This window comes from Phormidium yuhuli AB48 (assembly GCF_023983615.1).
Lineage (GTDB): Bacteria > Cyanobacteriota > Cyanobacteriia > Cyanobacteriales > Geitlerinemataceae > Sodalinema > Sodalinema yuhuli.
This window is the reverse complement of sequence record NZ_CP098611.1, coordinates 1,189,049-1,205,128: the sequence shown is the minus strand read 5'-3', so window position 1 is coordinate 1,205,128 and position 16,080 is coordinate 1,189,049. Positions and strand designations below refer to the sequence as shown.

The 16,080-nt window shown below is 51.5% G+C and carries 11 protein-coding genes; 8 read left to right on the top strand and 3 right to left on the bottom strand.

The genetic code is table 11. The features are described 5' to 3' along the window. Positions 1-12: 12 nt before the first annotated feature. Positions 13-945 (bottom strand): hypothetical protein, encoded by a 933-nt coding sequence (locus tag NEA10_RS05195; RefSeq protein WP_252664193.1) that lies wholly within the window; start codon positions 943-945, stop codon positions 13-15. A gap of 130 nt (positions 946-1,075) precedes the next feature. On the opposite strand from NEA10_RS05195, the gene NEA10_RS05190 reads away from it, so the two are divergent. After that, positions 1,076-1,612: a hypothetical protein gene (locus NEA10_RS05190; protein ID WP_252664192.1), complete on the top strand. Its 537-nt coding sequence runs from the start codon at positions 1,076-1,078 to the stop codon at positions 1,610-1,612. A gap of 152 nt (positions 1,613-1,764) precedes the next feature. On the opposite strand, the gene NEA10_RS05185 is transcribed toward NEA10_RS05190, so the two are convergent. Both NEA10_RS05185 and NEA10_RS05180 read right to left on the bottom strand, forming a co-directional pair. Continuing rightward, on the bottom strand, positions 1,765-2,061 hold the full coding sequence (locus NEA10_RS05185) for a type II toxin-antitoxin system RelE/ParE family toxin (protein ID WP_170191312.1): 297 nt from the start codon (positions 2,059-2,061) through the stop codon (positions 1,765-1,767). Further along, positions 2,061-2,312 (bottom strand): ribbon-helix-helix domain-containing protein, encoded by a 252-nt coding sequence (locus NEA10_RS05180; RefSeq protein ID WP_170191311.1) that lies wholly within the window; start codon positions 2,310-2,312, stop codon positions 2,061-2,063. The genes NEA10_RS05185 and NEA10_RS05180 overlap by 1 nt, the downstream gene beginning before the upstream one ends. 177 nt (positions 2,313-2,489) lie before the next feature. Between NEA10_RS05180 and NEA10_RS05175 the strand changes: the two genes are divergently transcribed. From NEA10_RS05175 to ftsH3, 7 genes are all read left to right on the top strand, one after another. Then, positions 2,490-5,987 (top strand): CHAT domain-containing protein, encoded by a 3,498-nt coding sequence (locus tag NEA10_RS05175; RefSeq protein ID WP_252664191.1) that lies wholly within the window; start codon positions 2,490-2,492, stop codon positions 5,985-5,987. A gap of 450 nt (positions 5,988-6,437) precedes the next feature. Continuing rightward, positions 6,438-9,785, top strand: coding sequence for a PAS domain S-box protein (locus NEA10_RS05170; RefSeq protein WP_252664190.1), 3,348 nt, complete (start codon positions 6,438-6,440; stop codon positions 9,783-9,785). Positions 9,786-9,814: 29 nt separating this feature from the next. Next, positions 9,815-11,536 carry a gamma-glutamyltransferase gene (gene ggt, locus NEA10_RS05165; protein WP_252664189.1) on the top strand — a complete coding sequence of 574 codons (1,722 nt, stop codon included), beginning with the start codon at positions 9,815-9,817 and terminating at the stop codon, positions 11,534-11,536. 26 nt (positions 11,537-11,562) lie between these two features. Then, positions 11,563-11,796 (top strand): hypothetical protein, encoded by a 234-nt coding sequence (locus NEA10_RS05160; RefSeq protein WP_252664188.1) that lies wholly within the window; start codon positions 11,563-11,565, stop codon positions 11,794-11,796. A gap of 371 nt (positions 11,797-12,167) precedes the next feature. Further along, the gene (locus NEA10_RS05155) at positions 12,168-13,001 is read left to right on the top strand and encodes a photosystem II manganese-stabilizing polypeptide (RefSeq protein WP_252664187.1); all 834 of its coding nucleotides are present in this window, start codon (positions 12,168-12,170) and stop codon (positions 12,999-13,001) included. A 180-nt stretch (positions 13,002-13,181) separates the two neighbouring features. After that, a complete protein-coding gene (locus tag NEA10_RS05150) occupies positions 13,182-13,997 on the top strand; it encodes an aminotransferase class IV (RefSeq protein ID WP_252664186.1) in 816 nt (271 codons plus the stop codon). A 162-nt stretch (positions 13,998-14,159) separates the two neighbouring features. Next, positions 14,160-16,004: an ATP-dependent zinc metalloprotease FtsH3 gene (gene ftsH3, locus NEA10_RS05145; protein ID WP_252664185.1), complete on the top strand. Its 1,845-nt coding sequence runs from the start codon at positions 14,160-14,162 to the stop codon at positions 16,002-16,004. Positions 16,005-16,080 lie beyond the last annotated feature (76 nt).

Below are 16,080 nucleotides of genomic sequence, written 5' to 3'. Positions count from 1 at the left end.
GGCGATCGCCCTTTAGGGAGTTAATTCCGGCACATCTCGCCGCAGGGTGGGCCGCAGGATAATCAGGCGATCGCCCTCCTGACTGCGAGGAACCACCACCACCGGCGGACGGCGCGTTTCCTGCCGTTGAGCTAAGGTGGGGAAGACATAATAATCACCATCGACATCAATCAGCAGCCGCCAAACGCGATTCTGGTTGGGGTTATTGATGGCACCTCCTAGGAGTTGCTGGTAGCTGAGATCGTCGCCAATGATGCGGATTCCTTGGGGATTGCGGACTTCATCGGGGTTAATTCCCAGGGGAACCGTGTCCTCTCGAACCACCAATGTCACCACCGGGAGTGAAGAGGTTTCATTCACCGCATCCCGCCAAGCATCCGCCTCTCCTCGGCTTTGGGCCAGCCAGAAACAGGCCGTCAGCAGCCAACAGAGGATAATCGTTTCATCGAGGAGCGATCGCAGAAAACGTAAGGATTGATAATCCAGGAGGGGAAAACTGAGGAAAGACTTGAGCAGTCGCAGTAGGCCGTGATAGAGGCGAAACAGCAAGCGTAGCCAGGGGGGTTTGGGAGTGCGATCGCCCTGTAATTGACCCTTCAGACTAGCCAGAAGTCTCCGGTGACTCCTCTTGGCTCCCTCCTGGAACCGCTGCGAGGGTTGACCTTCGAGCAACCAAAGACTGCAATAGACCGCCCCTAAAATTAAAACAATTGTTATAATAGTATGAGCAAAGGCTTGAATACTTCCAAAAAAGACCTGAAAGGCAGCAATATAAAAGGATTCTAGGGGTAACGGGAGAGTGGTAACTTCCAGTTGGAAAAAGCCGAAATAGCTCCAGCGATAAGTCCAACCCGTAAAATATAGCACCGCTCCTAGGAGGACTAATAAACTAGCTAATCGTCCCAGGGCAAAGGTTTCTGGGGGTAAACGCGGTGATTCTTTCATAACAGTTTGCTTTTCCGGGTGACCAGACATCAACTCCTGTCACCCCTAGGTCAGATTGGGCGATCGCGTCTTCAATTGCAGTGAAACTATGAAACTTTCCCAGACAAAACGAATTGTCCCCTTGCTCATTATGACATCTCTGGGCTTGCTGGCCTGCAATGGGGCGAACCCCTCGGGGACTGAACCGACTCCCCTTGAACAACTCAGTCAATTACAGGACCAGGGACTGCTGCAAGTGCTGTTACCGGTCCAAGTCAGGATTGACTTAGCCGAGGGAGGAACCGCTAACCATGAACTGCTGGGATTTAACCCAGAAACCCGGACCCTGCAACTGGCGGGACTGTCTCAGGGATTATCCTTGACTGAGGTGGATAGAATTGAGCGCGATCGCGATCAGAATCAGGGAGAAGTGATCGCAAGGCGTGGCAACATTCGCGGCGAGGACACTCTGGGAACAGAAACCTGGCAAGTTCCCCTCAATGCTTTATCTTCGGAGGAGGCAACAATCCTCATAATTCGCGGTGAGGAGGCGTGGGATAGCCAGGCGTTACGGGTGAAATTGCAACTCCAGAACGATGTTGAGTTTGTTTTGGATGAGATTATCCCCTTGTCAGCCGATGAGATCCAAATTGTGGTGAGTAAAGTGCGTCGCGGCTGGGAAGAATAACCCAAATTTTCCCTGGTAGGGGCGAAAAATTTTTCGCCCTTACAATTTTGTACTCCTGAATACCCGCAATTTCTTGAAATTGGCTAATATTTGTTATTATTTTTTTTATTTTTTTACTGAGCTGCCATAATTGACTCTAGGTCATTTTTCGTCTATTCTCCAATCTTGAGTGATTCTAAATCTCGATACCCATTGATAATCCGAGCAATATCAATGCCATCGGGTCGAGGAAAGTAGAAAATGATGTAATTATCGACGATAAAGCCTCGAAGATTTCTCTGAATAGTATTGTAATTTTTACCCATATTGGGAAATTGAGCAAACTGACGACATTTTTCACGAACTTGTTCAAAAAATCGGATCGCCATATCTCGATCAATGGCAGCTTTCGATTCATAAATTGCATCTAAATCTGCTCGGGCCGCTTCGGAGAAAGAATAGGTTCCCATTATTGACCCGGATTCGGTTGCTGTAAACGGTTGAGGATGCTGTCGAAGACCTGTTCTCCGTCTATCACTTGTCCCTGTTCAATTTGAGTAGCACCGATCGCGATGTCCTGACGCAGTTCAGTCAGGTATTGCTGGCGTCGGTCGAGGAGGTCTAGGGCGGCTAAGATGACCTCATGGGCGGATTGGTAATGTCCTTGGTTGAGTTGATCCGCAATCCGTTGTTCGATTTCTGGGGTGAGTGATAGGTTCATGGCAACAGTAGGAGCGTTACAGATTACCTTGATTATAGTGGTGGACAAACTAGGCGGTGAGGATGTCCAATCATGGCTCTGCCCTGGTGCGGGGTGGCTCTGTCGCCCTTGGGGGGACTCAGTTTCTGCGCCTTGGGGCAATAATAGAAGATATGGAGTCACGGGGAGAGTTGAGCCATGACTGGACGCTGGGTGAGTTCGCTGTTGACGGTTTCGCTGCTGTTGGGGATGGGGTCTCTGTCGCCGAGGCTGGAGGCGCAGACGGTTTTGGCGCAGGGGAGACTGTCGGTAAGGGAGGTTGAGGATCTGTTACAGCAGGCTGGTCAACAGACACAACAGGGGCAACCTGTGCAGGGGATTGAGACATTTGAACGTGCGTTAGAGGCGGCTCGACAATTGCAGCATCGACAGTTGGAAGCCTGGGGACTTTTGGGAATTGCTCGCAATTATGACCAGATTGGACAAAGACAACAAGCTTTAGAGTCCTATAAACAAGCGCTGATTCTTTTTCGAGAGATTAATCACAGATCGGGGGAAGCCACCACTCTCAATAACATTGGTGGAGTGTACGATGACTTGGGCAACCGGACTAAAGCCCTGGACTATTACAATCAGGCATTGCCAATTCGGCGAGACGTGGGCGATCGCCCAGGGGAAGCTATTACTCTCAACAACATTGGTTTGGTGTACAATGCCTTGGGTAATCAGACGAAAGCCCTGGACTATTACAATCAGGCATTGCCAATTCGGCGAGACGTGGGCGATCGCCCAGGGGAAGCTACCACTCTCAATAACATTGGTGGAGTGTACGATGCCTTGGGCAACCAGACTCAAGCTCTGGACTACTTCAATCAGGCCCTGCGAATTCAGCGAGAGGTGGGCGATCGCTTAGGGGAAGCAAACACTCTCTATAACATTGGTGGAGTGTACGATGCCTTGGGCAACCAGACTCAAGCTCTGAACTACTTCAATCAGGCCCTGCCAATTCAGCGAGAGGTGGGTGATCGCTTAGGGGAAGCCAAGACTCTCAATAACAGTGCTAAGATACACAGTGACTTGGGCGACCACCATCAATCCCTGGACTATTTGAATCAGGCTTGGTCAATTTGGCGAGAATTGAGTAATTACTCAGGGGAAGCCGCCACCATTCTTCGCAACATTGGTAAAGTGTACAATGAATTGGGCAACCAGACGAAAGCCCTGGACTACTACAAGCAAGCCTTGCCAATTTGGCAAGAAGTGGATGATCGCTCCGGGGAAGCCACCACCCTCAATAACCTTGGTCTAGTGTACAATGCCTTGGGCAACTGGACTGAAGCCCTGAACAACCTAAGTCAGGCCTTACCAATTTGGCAAGAAGTGGATGATCGCTCAGGAGAAGCTACCACTCTCAATGCCATAGGTGCAGCGTACAGTGGTTTAGGCAACTGGACTGAAGCTCTGAAAAACCTAAATCAGGCTTTACCAATTTGGCAAGAATTGGACGATCTCTCTGGGAAAGCCGCCACTCTCAATAACATTGGTAGAGTGTACCATGCCTTGGGCAAGCGGAGTGAAGCCCTGAACTATTTCCGTCAGGCTTTGCCAATCAGCCGAGAAGTGGGCGATCGCTCAGGGGAAGCCACCACTCTCCATAACATTGGTGGAGTGTACGATGACTTGGGCAACCGGACTAAAGCCCTGGACTATTACAATCAGGCATTGCCAATTCGGCGAGAGGTGGGCGATCGCTCAGGAGAAGCCACCACTCTCAATAACATTGGTACAGTGTACAAGGCCTTGGGCAACCAGACTGAAGCCCTAGACTACCTGAATCAAGCCTTGCTGATTCAGCGAGAAATCGGCGATCGCTTTCTGAAATCCCATACTCTCAATAACATTGGTTTGGCTTACCGTATCTTGGGCAACTGGACTGAAGCTCTGAACTATTACAATCAAGCCTTGCCAATTTTGCGAGAAGTGGGCAATCGCTCTGCAGAGTCGGGGACTCTCAATAACATAGCCTTTGTCTACCGATACACCAACCAACCTGACAAAGCCATCACCTACTTTGAAGACTCTCTCAACATCCTCCTTGAACTCCGAGGCGAACTGCAAAAAGAATTCCGCGAGACCTTCCTTCAAACCAATCGTGGCCCAGCCGTCGCTTTCGTTGACTTCCTCATCGACCAAAACCAGCCCCAACGGGCCTTTGAATGGGCCAACCGCGTCACCACCTACGAACTCGCCGACTATAATCGTCTCATCGGCGTGCGAGTCGCCAACCCTGAAGCCCAAGCCGCCCTCGATGACTGGAACAACCAACATCAACAACTGCAAGCCCTGCGCCAACAACTCCAAGATGACTTCAGCGAAGCCCTCGCCGACCAAATGCGCGAGTTAGAAGCCCAAGTCAATCAACAAGCCGAAACCCTCGCCAACAGCTACCCCGAAGTCGCCGAACTCTTTGAAATCGAACCCGAAGACCTCAGCCAACTGCAAGCCAGTCTCCCCGAGGGAACCGTCGTCTTACAACCCGTTCTCCTCACTAATATCACAAACGTCCCCAACAGCATCGCCCTCTTTCTCCTCAGCCGCGACCATCTCAGCGTTCAAAAAGTCCCCATCGAGGCCGATGACTTCAACGATTGGGTGACCGACTATCGCCAAATGCTCCAAAGTGGTGATTCCCGCTATCTAACCCTTTCCACAACCCTCTACGACCACCTCATTCGTCCCGTCGCCCAGGACCTTGAAGCCCTCAACCCTCAACAACTGGCCATTATCGCCACGGGGTCTCTGCGCCAATTCCCCTTTGAAACCCTCTGGGATTCTCAGGAGGAAACCTTCCTACTCCAACAGTACCCCATCCATTACCTCACTCGTCTGTCGAGTCGTTCCCTCCTCGCCAATCCCGCCTCCTCCCAAGGCTTCCCCCTCTGGCCCATTCCCCTGCTGCTGGGAGTCCTGGGAATCGGCGCGAGTCTCAAACAGCATGGGAAACTGGGAGGAACCCTCATCGCCGCCGCCCTCATTTCGGCCCTCCTCTCGCCGCGACTGGTTCCCGGCTACGGAGTTCTCGCGTTCGCCAATCCCCAAACCCAAGACCCCTTTAATCTCCCCGGAACTGAAGCGGAAGTGGAGGCCCTGCTGGCCTTGGCCCCAGACAGCGAGATTTACCGCCAAGATTCTGCCACTCTCGAACAGTTCAAACGTCAATCTCCCCATCATCGTTATCTCCATCTGGCCACCCACGGCTGTTTTCAGGAACTGGGCTGTTGTTTGTCGGGGCGAGAGATTTGTCAGGATGAGGACCAACGAGAAACCCACATGGGGGCCAACACTCTCTTATTCGCTGATGGGGAATATCCCCTGGCGGACGCCGCCTTACTGGGGTTGGAGGACACGGAATTGGTGGCCTTAACGGCCTGTCAGACTTCCTTACAGACCAATCGGGATGGGGATGCGATTATGGGCATGGCCTATGTCTGGGAACGAGCCGGGGCCAGGGCCTTGATGGCGACGTTGTGGAATGTGGATGACCAGGCGACGGAGGCGGTGGTGAGCGAGTTTTATCGGTTGATGATGCAGGAGGGGTTGAGTAAGGCTGAGGCGTTGCGGGAGGCGAAGTTGAGTCAGGTTGAGAGTCATCCCTATTTCTGGTCGCCGTTGATTTTGATTGGCGACCCCCGCTAGTTCCTCAGGACGGGATTTAACCGCGAAACCGCTCGATGAGGTCTTCTCGTGAGAGGTTCAGCAGCAGGGGCATGATTTCACGAGAGGGTTGGCGAATCATCGGGTTTAGGATTTCCCTGAGTTCCTCGTCTAGGGGGCCAAAACGGGCTTCTAGGAGGCTGGCGATCGCCTAAAGCCTCAGGGGGGTCAGGATTAGCTGAAATTTTCTCTAAGTGTTGGATTAGCCTTGACTCACCACATATCATAGGCGTAGGGCGAAGTAGAGTCGTCAGGGGGACGATTGGGAATCGTTAAGCTGGATTGAACCGGATCAGCGTTGGGGGTTGCTGCTGCTGTTTTGAGAAAGGCTCGATTGGGGAGTTCGCTGATTTTTGAGAAGTCACCTACCCCGTGACATCAAACGTCTCAAAATTTCGTTACACTTTAAGTCAAGTTAAGGATAATCGAGTCATGTCTATGTCCTCGGACGTGCAAACCCTAGAACGCCCTTGTGTTGAGCGAGTTTTTGAAGGGATGAGTGACGCCATCTGGACGATTGATGGGTCGTCTGGGGAGATGCTGTACTTGAATCCTTCTGCTGAACGACTTTATGGGCGATCGCTACAGGAGTTTCAGGACAGTGGACAGACCTGGTTTGAGCAATTGGAGGAGGACGATCGCGCTCGCATTCGCTATATGACGGCGAGCCTTGAACAGACGGATGAGAGGGCTGATTTAATTTTAGAGTACTCTATCCGACGCGCTGATGGTGAGTTACGCTGGGTATCAAGCCAGATTTGGCAGGTGTCTACTGAACGGGGCAAACGCTTACAAGGGATTAGCACGGACTTGACGGAGTATCGTCAAACTCAAGAGAAAAAAAATCAGTTTGAAAAATTGGCGGCCAACCTTCCGGGGGTAATTTATCAATACGTTTTAGAGCCTGATGGGACTGCTTATCACTCTTATATCAGCCCTCGTTGCTATGATCTGTATGGACTGACACCGGAGTGTATTCAGGCTGATATTAATATGATTTGGGATAATATTCATCCCGATGATTTCCATGGTCTTCGGACTACCATCTTAAAATCAGCAGAACAACTCAGTCTCTGGACCTATCAATGGCGGCATTATATGCCATCAGGCGAATTAAAATGGTTGTCCGGGATTTCTCAGCCAGAACAACGAGATAATGGTGATATTGTTTGGGATGGAGTCCTGTTTGATATCACAGAAACCAAGCAGCTTGAGGCAGAACACGATCGATTTTTTGATTGTGCTTTAGACTTATTTTGTATTATCAGCTTCGAGGGCTATTTTAAACGACTTAATCCAGCTTGGACAACTACCCTTGGGTATGATATGGATGAGTTAAAGGCTCGTCCAATCATGGAGTTTTTGCATCCTGATGATATTCCCATGAGTGAACTCAAGTTCGCAGATATTCTGGCGGGTAAAAATGTGGCATCTTTTGAAAATCGCCTGCGAACTAAATCCGGGTCTTACTGTTGGTTATCTTGGACAGTCGTTCCGTTTCTAGAAGATAATACAATGTATGCGATCGCCCGAGACATCAGTGACCTCAAACAAGCCCAATTAGAACGGGAGCGGTTAATTGCCATCATTGATGCCTCTCCAGATATCATCGGTAGCTCTGATTTAGAGGGGAACGTTACTTATCTCAATAGTGGCGGACGAAAAACACTGGGAGTAGATGCAAATGAAGATCTATCTCACTATCGAATTGAGGATTTTTTAACCTCAGAGTTTATTGTTCAATTCCAAACTTCGGTTATTCCCCAAGTCTTGAAAACTGGGTCTTGGCAGGGGATTTCCCAGATTCGTTGTCTAAATGGCACCTCAATTCCAACCTCTCAACTCATCATTTCTCATCCGGAAACTTCGACATCTGACGCTTACTTATCCACTATCATTCGTGATATTTCTGATATTCAAACGATTGAAAATCAACTCCGACAAAAAGAAAGTTTTTTGCGAACTATTTATGATAATCAAGGTAATATTGTCTTTGTTGTTGATGTCTGTGATAATGGCATTTTTCGGTTTGCTAGCTGGAATAAATTCACAGAACGAATGATGGGAATCTCTTCAGAGGATGTCGCTGGCAAAACTCCACAAGAAGCATTTGGCTTAGAACTAGGAGAGTTGTTTTTACAGAATTACCGTAACTGTATTTCAGCCGGTCGCACGATTACCTATGAAGAAACCTTTGTACACCAAGAGCGTCGCCTTTGGTTTCAGGTTATGCTGACTCCATTATTTGGTGGCTTGGGAACCATTGATCGCTTGATTGGAACTTCGACCGATATTACTGAACGTAAGGAGGTGGAACTGGCTTTACAAGCATCTGAGACGAAATTTAGATCTCTTGCTCAACAAGAAAAATTGGTTAACCGTTTAGCTCAGCAAATTCGGCAGTCATTAGATCCAAAACGTATTCTAGAAACTACTGTGCGAGAGTTGTACGTTTTGCTGGGTGTTGATCGCTGTTATTTTTTGTGGCATCATCCCGATCCGGCGAGCGGTGATCTGAAACTGGCGGCTGAGGCTAAACGAGAGGATTTACCTACCCGCTTAGATGAGTACCCACGAATTTTTGCTGGACTGCTAATTCCTTTGTTGGAGACTGGGGAAATTATTCGCATTGATGATGTTAGAGAGCTGCCAGAACCTTCATTGAGAATAGGGTTACAACGATTTGGTTATAAGTCCTTGGCTCTGTTCCCCGTGGAGACAAGAGGGACGACGGTGGGAACCTTGGCTTGTAGCCACGAAATGGGTCCGCAGGCTTGGTGCGATCATGATGTGGCGTTAATTGAAGTCGTTTGTGATCATCTGGCCATCGCTATACAGCAAGCCCTGCTGTATCAACAATCCCGAGAGGCTGAACAACAGGCTAAAGCCAAAACTTTAGAACTTGAAACTACCCTACGACAGCTCCAAACTGCCCAAGCTCAACTTATCCAGGCGGAGAAAATGTCTAGTTTAGGGCAATTGGTAGCTGGTGTGGCTCATGAGATTAATAATCCCATTAGTTTTATCTTCGGCAATTTGGTTCATGCCAAACAGTACAATCAAGATTTATTGACTTTATTGAAGTTATACCGCGCAACTTATCCTGAGCCAAGTCCAGATATTCAAAATTGTATCGCTGAGATTGATTTGGATTATTTACTCGATGATATCCCTCAACTGTTTAACTCCATCGAGACAGGGGCTGTGCGGATTCAGGAGATTGTGCGATCGCTGCGTACCTTCTCTCGCCTGGATGAGTCGGAGGTGAAGGCGATCAATTTACATGAGGGTATTGAGAGTACCTTGACGATTCTCGGGAGCCGCCTGCGGCCCAACAGCGAACGTCAGGAGATTTCGGTACTTCGTCAGTATGGGGAGTTACCGCTGGTTAACTGCTATGCTGGACAACTCAACCAGGTGTTTATGAACCTGATTGCTAATGCTATCGATGCAGTGGAGGCGGCGATGTTGGAGCGTCCGGGCAGAGATGGAGGCTGCATTGAGGTGAAGACGTGGTTAACTGCTCAGGAACGGGTACAGGTGCAAATCCGTGATAATGGAACGGGGATGGAGGCGGACATCTGCGATCGCATTTTTGACCCCTTCTACACCACAAAACCGGTGGGGAAAGGCACTGGGTTAGGCTTGTCCATTAGTTATCAAATTGTGGTAGAACGCCATGGGGGAACCCTCATTTGTGAGTCTACCCCCGGCCAGGGCAGTACCTTTACCGTGCAAGTTCCTATATGCTGCCCTATGAAGGTCTTAGGTGATGGTTGATCAACCTTGTAGAGTTAAAATTTAGAGCCATGCGGCGTTTAGGTATCGTCAAATCCGGTTTGGGTTGTCTGATCTGTCTAGGGGGTTGGGGGAGTTTTGCCGTTGAGCCGGGACTGGCCCAGGAGCTGGACTCTTATTCCCAGGGCATGGTGGTGTCAGCTCATCCCTTAGCCAGTGAGGCGGGCCTGAGGATGTTACAGCAGGGGGGCAATGCGGTGGATGCGGCGGTGGCCAGCACCTTTGCGATTTCGGTGGTGGAACCGTTTTCGGCGGGAATTGGTGGTGGTGGCTTTCTGCTATTTCACGAGGCTGAGACGGGCCAGATGCACAGTTTGGATTTTCGTGAGCGGGCCCCCCTGGCGGCAACGGAAATGATGTATTTGGATGAAGCGGGGGAACCGGAACCTCGGGCCAGTTTGGATGGCCATCGGGCCGTTGGGGTTCCGGGAACGGTGGCGGGGTTGGCTGAGGTCCATCGACGCTATGGGGTGCTGCCTTGGGAGGAGGTGGTTGAGCCGGCCCTGAGGTTGGCGGAGGAGGGATTTATAGTACATCAGCGGTTTGTGGATGCGGTGGAACGTCGTCAGGAGGTGCTGTTGGGAAATGCGGCGGCACGAGAGGCGTTTACGCGGCAGGGTGACCTGTATGAGGTGGGGGAAACCTTGCGACAGCCTCAGTTGGCGGAGAGCTTACGGCGGTTGGCGGAGAATCCGGGGGATTTTTATCAGGGGGAGATTGCTGAGGCGATCGCAGCGGATATGGCGGCCTATGGCGGCTTGGTGACTCTGGCGGATATGGCGGCCTATGAACCGATCTGGCGGGACCCGGTCTGTGGGATGTTTCGTCAGTTTCAGGTCTGTGCCATGGGGCCGCCGTCCTCGGGTGGGGTCCATTTGTTGCAGATTCTGAATCTGATTGGCGATCGCCCTCTGGAGACTCAGGGACTTCATCACCCGGATACGGTGCATTTTCTGGCGGAGGCGATGCGGATTGCTTATGCGGATCGAGCGACGTATTTGGGCGATCCTGATTTTGTGGAGGTCCCGGTGGCGGAGTTGATTAGTTTGGGGTATGCCGAGTATCGTCGCCCCCAGATTGATGAGAACCGGGCCCAGGATTCGGCGGAGGTGACGGCGGTGGACCCCTCTCGCTTACGTCAGGTTGGGGAGTCTCCGGAAACCAGTCATTTGACGGTGGTGGATGGGGATGGCAATGGGGTGAGTTTGACCTTTACGGTGAATGGAGGTTTTGGTGCTGGGGTTGTGGCAGCGGGAACGGGAATTTTGCTCAATAATGAGATGGATGATTTTTCCGTGGCCCCTGGGGTTCCAAATCTCTATGGCTTGGTGGGAGGGGAGGCTAATGCGATCGCCCCGGGGAAAACTCCTTTGTCGAGTATGACCCCGACGATTGTGTTGGAGGATAATCGGTTACGTCTGGCGTTAGGCTCTCCTGGGGGCAGTACGATTATCACGACAGTCCTCCAGGTGCTGTTGAATGTGTTGGTGTATGAGTTGGATGTGGCGGAGGCGATCGCCGCTCCCCGCTTCCATCATCAATGGTTACCGGATCGGCTGCTTCTGCAAGAGGGGGGATTTGACTCAGAGACGGTGGAAAATTTGCGGCAACGGGGCCATGAGATTGAACAATGGGGGGGTTGGGGTAATGCCAATGCCATTGTGGTGACGGAGGATAATCGCCTACAAGGGGCCGCTGACCCCCGAGGGGACGGCACTGCGTTAGGCTGGTAGGGCTAGTTCCGCTGTAATGTACTCCCATGCCTACTGAACTGATTACTCTCGTTGCTGCCTTGGTTTTGGCTTGGTTAGTGTTTACCTGGCTGGTACGGGTGATTCACACCACTCTCTCGACGGCGTTGACAGTGGCGGCGATTGTCTTGGGGTTGCAATTGCTGTTTGGCATTGACCCCAGTGCCCTTTGGGATGAAATTCAAGGCTTTGGTGATGTGCTTCTGGAGGGGGTTGAAAACTTGTTTCGCCGGGAGTCGTGATGATCCAACCTGGAGACTTGCTCATTAGAGCTTTTCCCATATCATGTTTTTTGAAAAGATTGGTGGATTCGTAATAATTTATTACATTTAGCGAAGCAAGATTGGTAAGACTCACACAGACTCAGACGTGAGGGAGAGAATTGGCGAGGAAGGGTCAAGAAAGGACGAGGGTTTGATAGAATCAGAAAACTCTCATTTTTGGCGATCGCCCCTGACCGTTGCCGTTTTACCGCAGTAGCCCGCCGTTTCCCTTGAAGTTTTCCAAAGGGTGCAGGTCTGCGGTATCCTCAGGACGGTGGAGTAAGACCACCGCCAATCCTGCTTGATTGACGCACAGAATCTGAATTTATCGACAAGACATAAGAATACCCATGAGATATCGTGCTTTAGTTGCCCTACTCCTCGCAATGTGCGTTGGGTTCCTAACCGCTTGCGGCGAAGAACCCATCAGCTTATTAAGCGATGAAACCTACACCTACGATCAGATTAGAAATACTGGACTTGCCAATAGTTGTCCCAAACTTCCTGAGACGGCTCGCGGGTCTTTTGACCTGGATGTGGGTGCTGATTACATTTTGACGGATTTATGCCTCGAACCCACGAGCTATTTCGTGAAGGAAGAAACGACAAGCAAGCGTGAAGAACCTAAGTTTATTGGTGCTAAGTCCCTGACTCGCTATACTTCTTCCCTGACCCAAGTGACGGGAGACTTAACCCTAGACAACAATGGGGTTTTAACGTTTGAAGAACAGTATGGGATTGATTTCCAAGCCATTACGGTGCAACTTCCCGGTGGAGAGCAAGTGCCGATGCTGTTCACGATTAAAAAATTGGTGGCGCAGACCCCTGGAGGTCAAACGGGAATCAGTACCTCGACGGATTTGACGGGCAGCTATATTGTTCCCTCCTATCGTGGTGCCAGTTTCTTAGACCCGAAAGCTCGTGGTCAAGCGACGGGGTATGACAACGCGGTGGCTCTCCCGGCGGCGGCGGATGATGAGGAAATTATCCGGGAGAATGTTAAGGAAACGCCGGTGTTGGATGGCAATATCTCCCTGCAAGTCTCGAAGGTGAAAAGTGAGAGCGGAGAAATTGCTGGGATTTTTGAGGCGGTTCAAGCCTCGGATACGGATTTAGGCTCTAAGGAACCGGTGGATGTGAAAATTCGCGGTCTGTTCTATGGCCGGGTTGAACCGAAAGTCTAAGAGTCTTTGATTTTGATTGGTTCAGGGGCTGCCCGAGGTGATGCTTTGGGCGGTCTTTTTTTTTGGGCAAAAGGCAAGAGGCAAGAGGCAAGAGGGTTACCACAGAGGCACAGAGTACAGGTCGGAAGAGGAGGGGGGAAGAGGCAAAAGGCAAGAGGCAAAAGGCAAGAGGCAGTAGAGATGTATTGGTATAACGGCCAGGTTTGTTCTGGGGAGCGGCTTGAGGTGGGGGTGGGGGATCCGGGTTTTTTGTATGGGGCGACGACGTTTACGACGTTGCGGGTGTATGAGGGGGGATTGTTAGACCCTAGGACGGCTTGGGGTGAGCATTTGCAACGGTTGCAGGGGGCGATCGCGGCTTTGGGGTGGATGGCTCCGGATTGGCAGATGCTGGAAACTGGGGCCCGGTGTCTGGCGGCTGAGTTTGTGGTGTTGCGGGTGACGCTGTTTGCGGATGGACGGGTTCTGATTACGGGGCGATCGCTCCCTCAGGATTTGCAGCGGCGACAGCAGGAGGGGGTTGTGGCTCTGTTGGCTCGGGGACCTCGGTTTGCTCGCTGGTGGCCGCAACAGAAGACGGGTAATTATTTGGGCCCCTGGTTGGCGTTGCAGGAGGCCCGCCAGTTGGGAGCGGTGGAGGCGATTTTAGTCGATGATGGGGGGCAATGGTTGGAAACGGCGACGGGGACTCTCTGGGGTTGGGGGGAGGGACGCTGGTGGACTCCACCTCTATCGGCGGGGATTTTGCCCGGGATTGGGCGATCGCGATTGCTGGGGCTGGCTCGGCGGCAGGGTTGGGAGGTGGTTGAACAGCCTTGGTGTCCTTCGCTGGTGGGGCGCTTTGAGGGCCTGGCTTATAGTAATGCCGTGGTGGAGTTGGTTCCGATTCGTCAGGTGCTGCGATCGCCCGGACCCGATCAGGAGATGGAAACAAAACGTTATCATGGAGGACGGGGGGCGATGGCTGAGTTGCGATCGCTTCTAAAATCTCTCTAATGCTCTCTGGATAGGAGATTGAGCTAGATTGAGACGTCCCAATTCGGGGAATCTTTGCAGGATGCGGAAGGTTTAGGTTAATATAAGTTAACACAAGGTCTCATAAAATCTCAGATTCGAGCATCATTACAGAAATTATCAAAGAAAGGAGGATTACCCCCGGTGAATAAACGGTGGAGAAATGCAGGGCTATACGCATTACTAGCGATCGTCGTCATTGCCTTAGGGACGACGTTCTTCGACCAACAGCCCCAAGCTCAACAAACGGCTAAATATAGTGAGTTTATCCGCGATGTCCAAAGTGGTCGGGTGGAAGGAACCGTGGCCATCAGTTCGGATCGCACGGAAGCGGTCTACACGAATCCCGATGGCAGCGGTAAAGTGGTGGTCAATCTCCCCAATGACCCCCAACTGATTGATATCCTCACGGAAAATAACTTAGATGTGCGGGTTCAGCCCCAAAGTGATGACGGCTTCTGGTTCCGCGCTCTCAGTAGCCTCTTCTTCCCCATCTTGCTCTTGGTGGGACTGTTCTTCCTGTTACGCCGCGCTCAGTCGGGTCCGGGTAGCCAGGCGATGAACTTTGGTAAGTCCAAGGCTCGGGTGCAGATGGAACCCCAAACTCAAGTCACCTTTGGTGATGTGGCGGGGATTGAACAGGCTAAGCTGGAATTGACGGAGGTTGTGGACTTCCTGAAAAATGCCGATCGCTTTACGGCGATTGGTGCCAAAATTCCTAAGGGAGTTCTCTTGGTTGGACCTCCGGGAACGGGTAAAACTCTCTTGGCTCGGGCCGTCGCCGGTGAAGCTGGGGTCCCCTTCTTCTCGATTTCGGGTTCCGAGTTTGTGGAAATGTTCGTTGGGGTCGGTGCGTCCCGGGTTCGTGACCTGTTTGAACAGGCGAAACAAAATGCACCTTGTATTGTCTTTATTGATGAGATTGATGCGGTCGGTCGTCAGCGCGGTGCTGGTTTAGGCGGCGGGAATGATGAACGGGAACAAACTCTGAACCAGTTGCTGACGGAGATGGACGGCTTCGAGGGCAATACGGGCATCATTATTATTGCGGCGACGAATCGTCCTGATGTCTTGGATGCGGCTCTGTTGCGTCCGGGTCGTTTTGACCGTCAGGTGGTGGTTGACCGTCCTGACTACTCCGGTCGCTTGGAAATTCTCAATGTCCATGCTCGGGGTAAAACGCTCTCTAAAGATGTGGATTTGGAGAAGATTGCTCGTCGGACTCCTGGATTTACTGGGGCGGATTTGTCGAACTTGCTCAATGAGGCGGCTATTTTGGCGGCTCGTCGCAATTTGACGGAAATCTCGATGGATGAGGTTAATGATGCCATTGACCGGGTTCTGGCGGGACCGGAGAAGAAAGACCGGGTGATGAGCGAGAAACGCAAAAATTTGGTGGCCTATCATGAGGCTGGCCATGCTCTGGTGGGCGCTCTGATGCCGGATTATGACCCGGTTCAGAAGATTAGTATTATTCCTCGCGGTGCGGCCGGGGGCTTGACTTGGTTTACTCCCAGTGAAGACCGCATGGATTCTGGGTTGTATTCTCGCTCCTATCTGCAAAATCAGATGGCCGTAGCTCTCGGAGGTCGTCTGGCTGAGGAGATTATCTTCGGTGAGGAGGAAGTGACCACCGGTGCGTCTAATGATTTGCAACAGGTAGCTCGGGTGGCTCGTCAGATGGTGATGCGCTTCGGGATGAGCGATCGCCTCGGACCGGTGGCTCTGGGAAGTCAGCAGGGCAATATGTTCCTCGGCCGCGATATTTCCTCGGAACGCAATTTCTCAGAAGAGACGGCGGCGGCCATTGATGAGGAAGTTAGCAAGTTGGTGGATGAGGCTTATAGTCGCGCTAAGCAAGTCCTCACGGAAAACCGCTCGGTGTTAGATGAGTTGGCCAAGATGCTCGTGGAACGGGAGACGGTGGATGCTGAGGAACTGCAAGAGTTGCTCTCTAGCAGTGATGTGAAGATGGCGGCGATCGCTTAGTCTCATTCTCCTGGCTGAGTTGCCTTTCTCTCCTCGGTTCAGTTGGAAAAGCCCCCAGTTGTCGCAACTGGGGGCT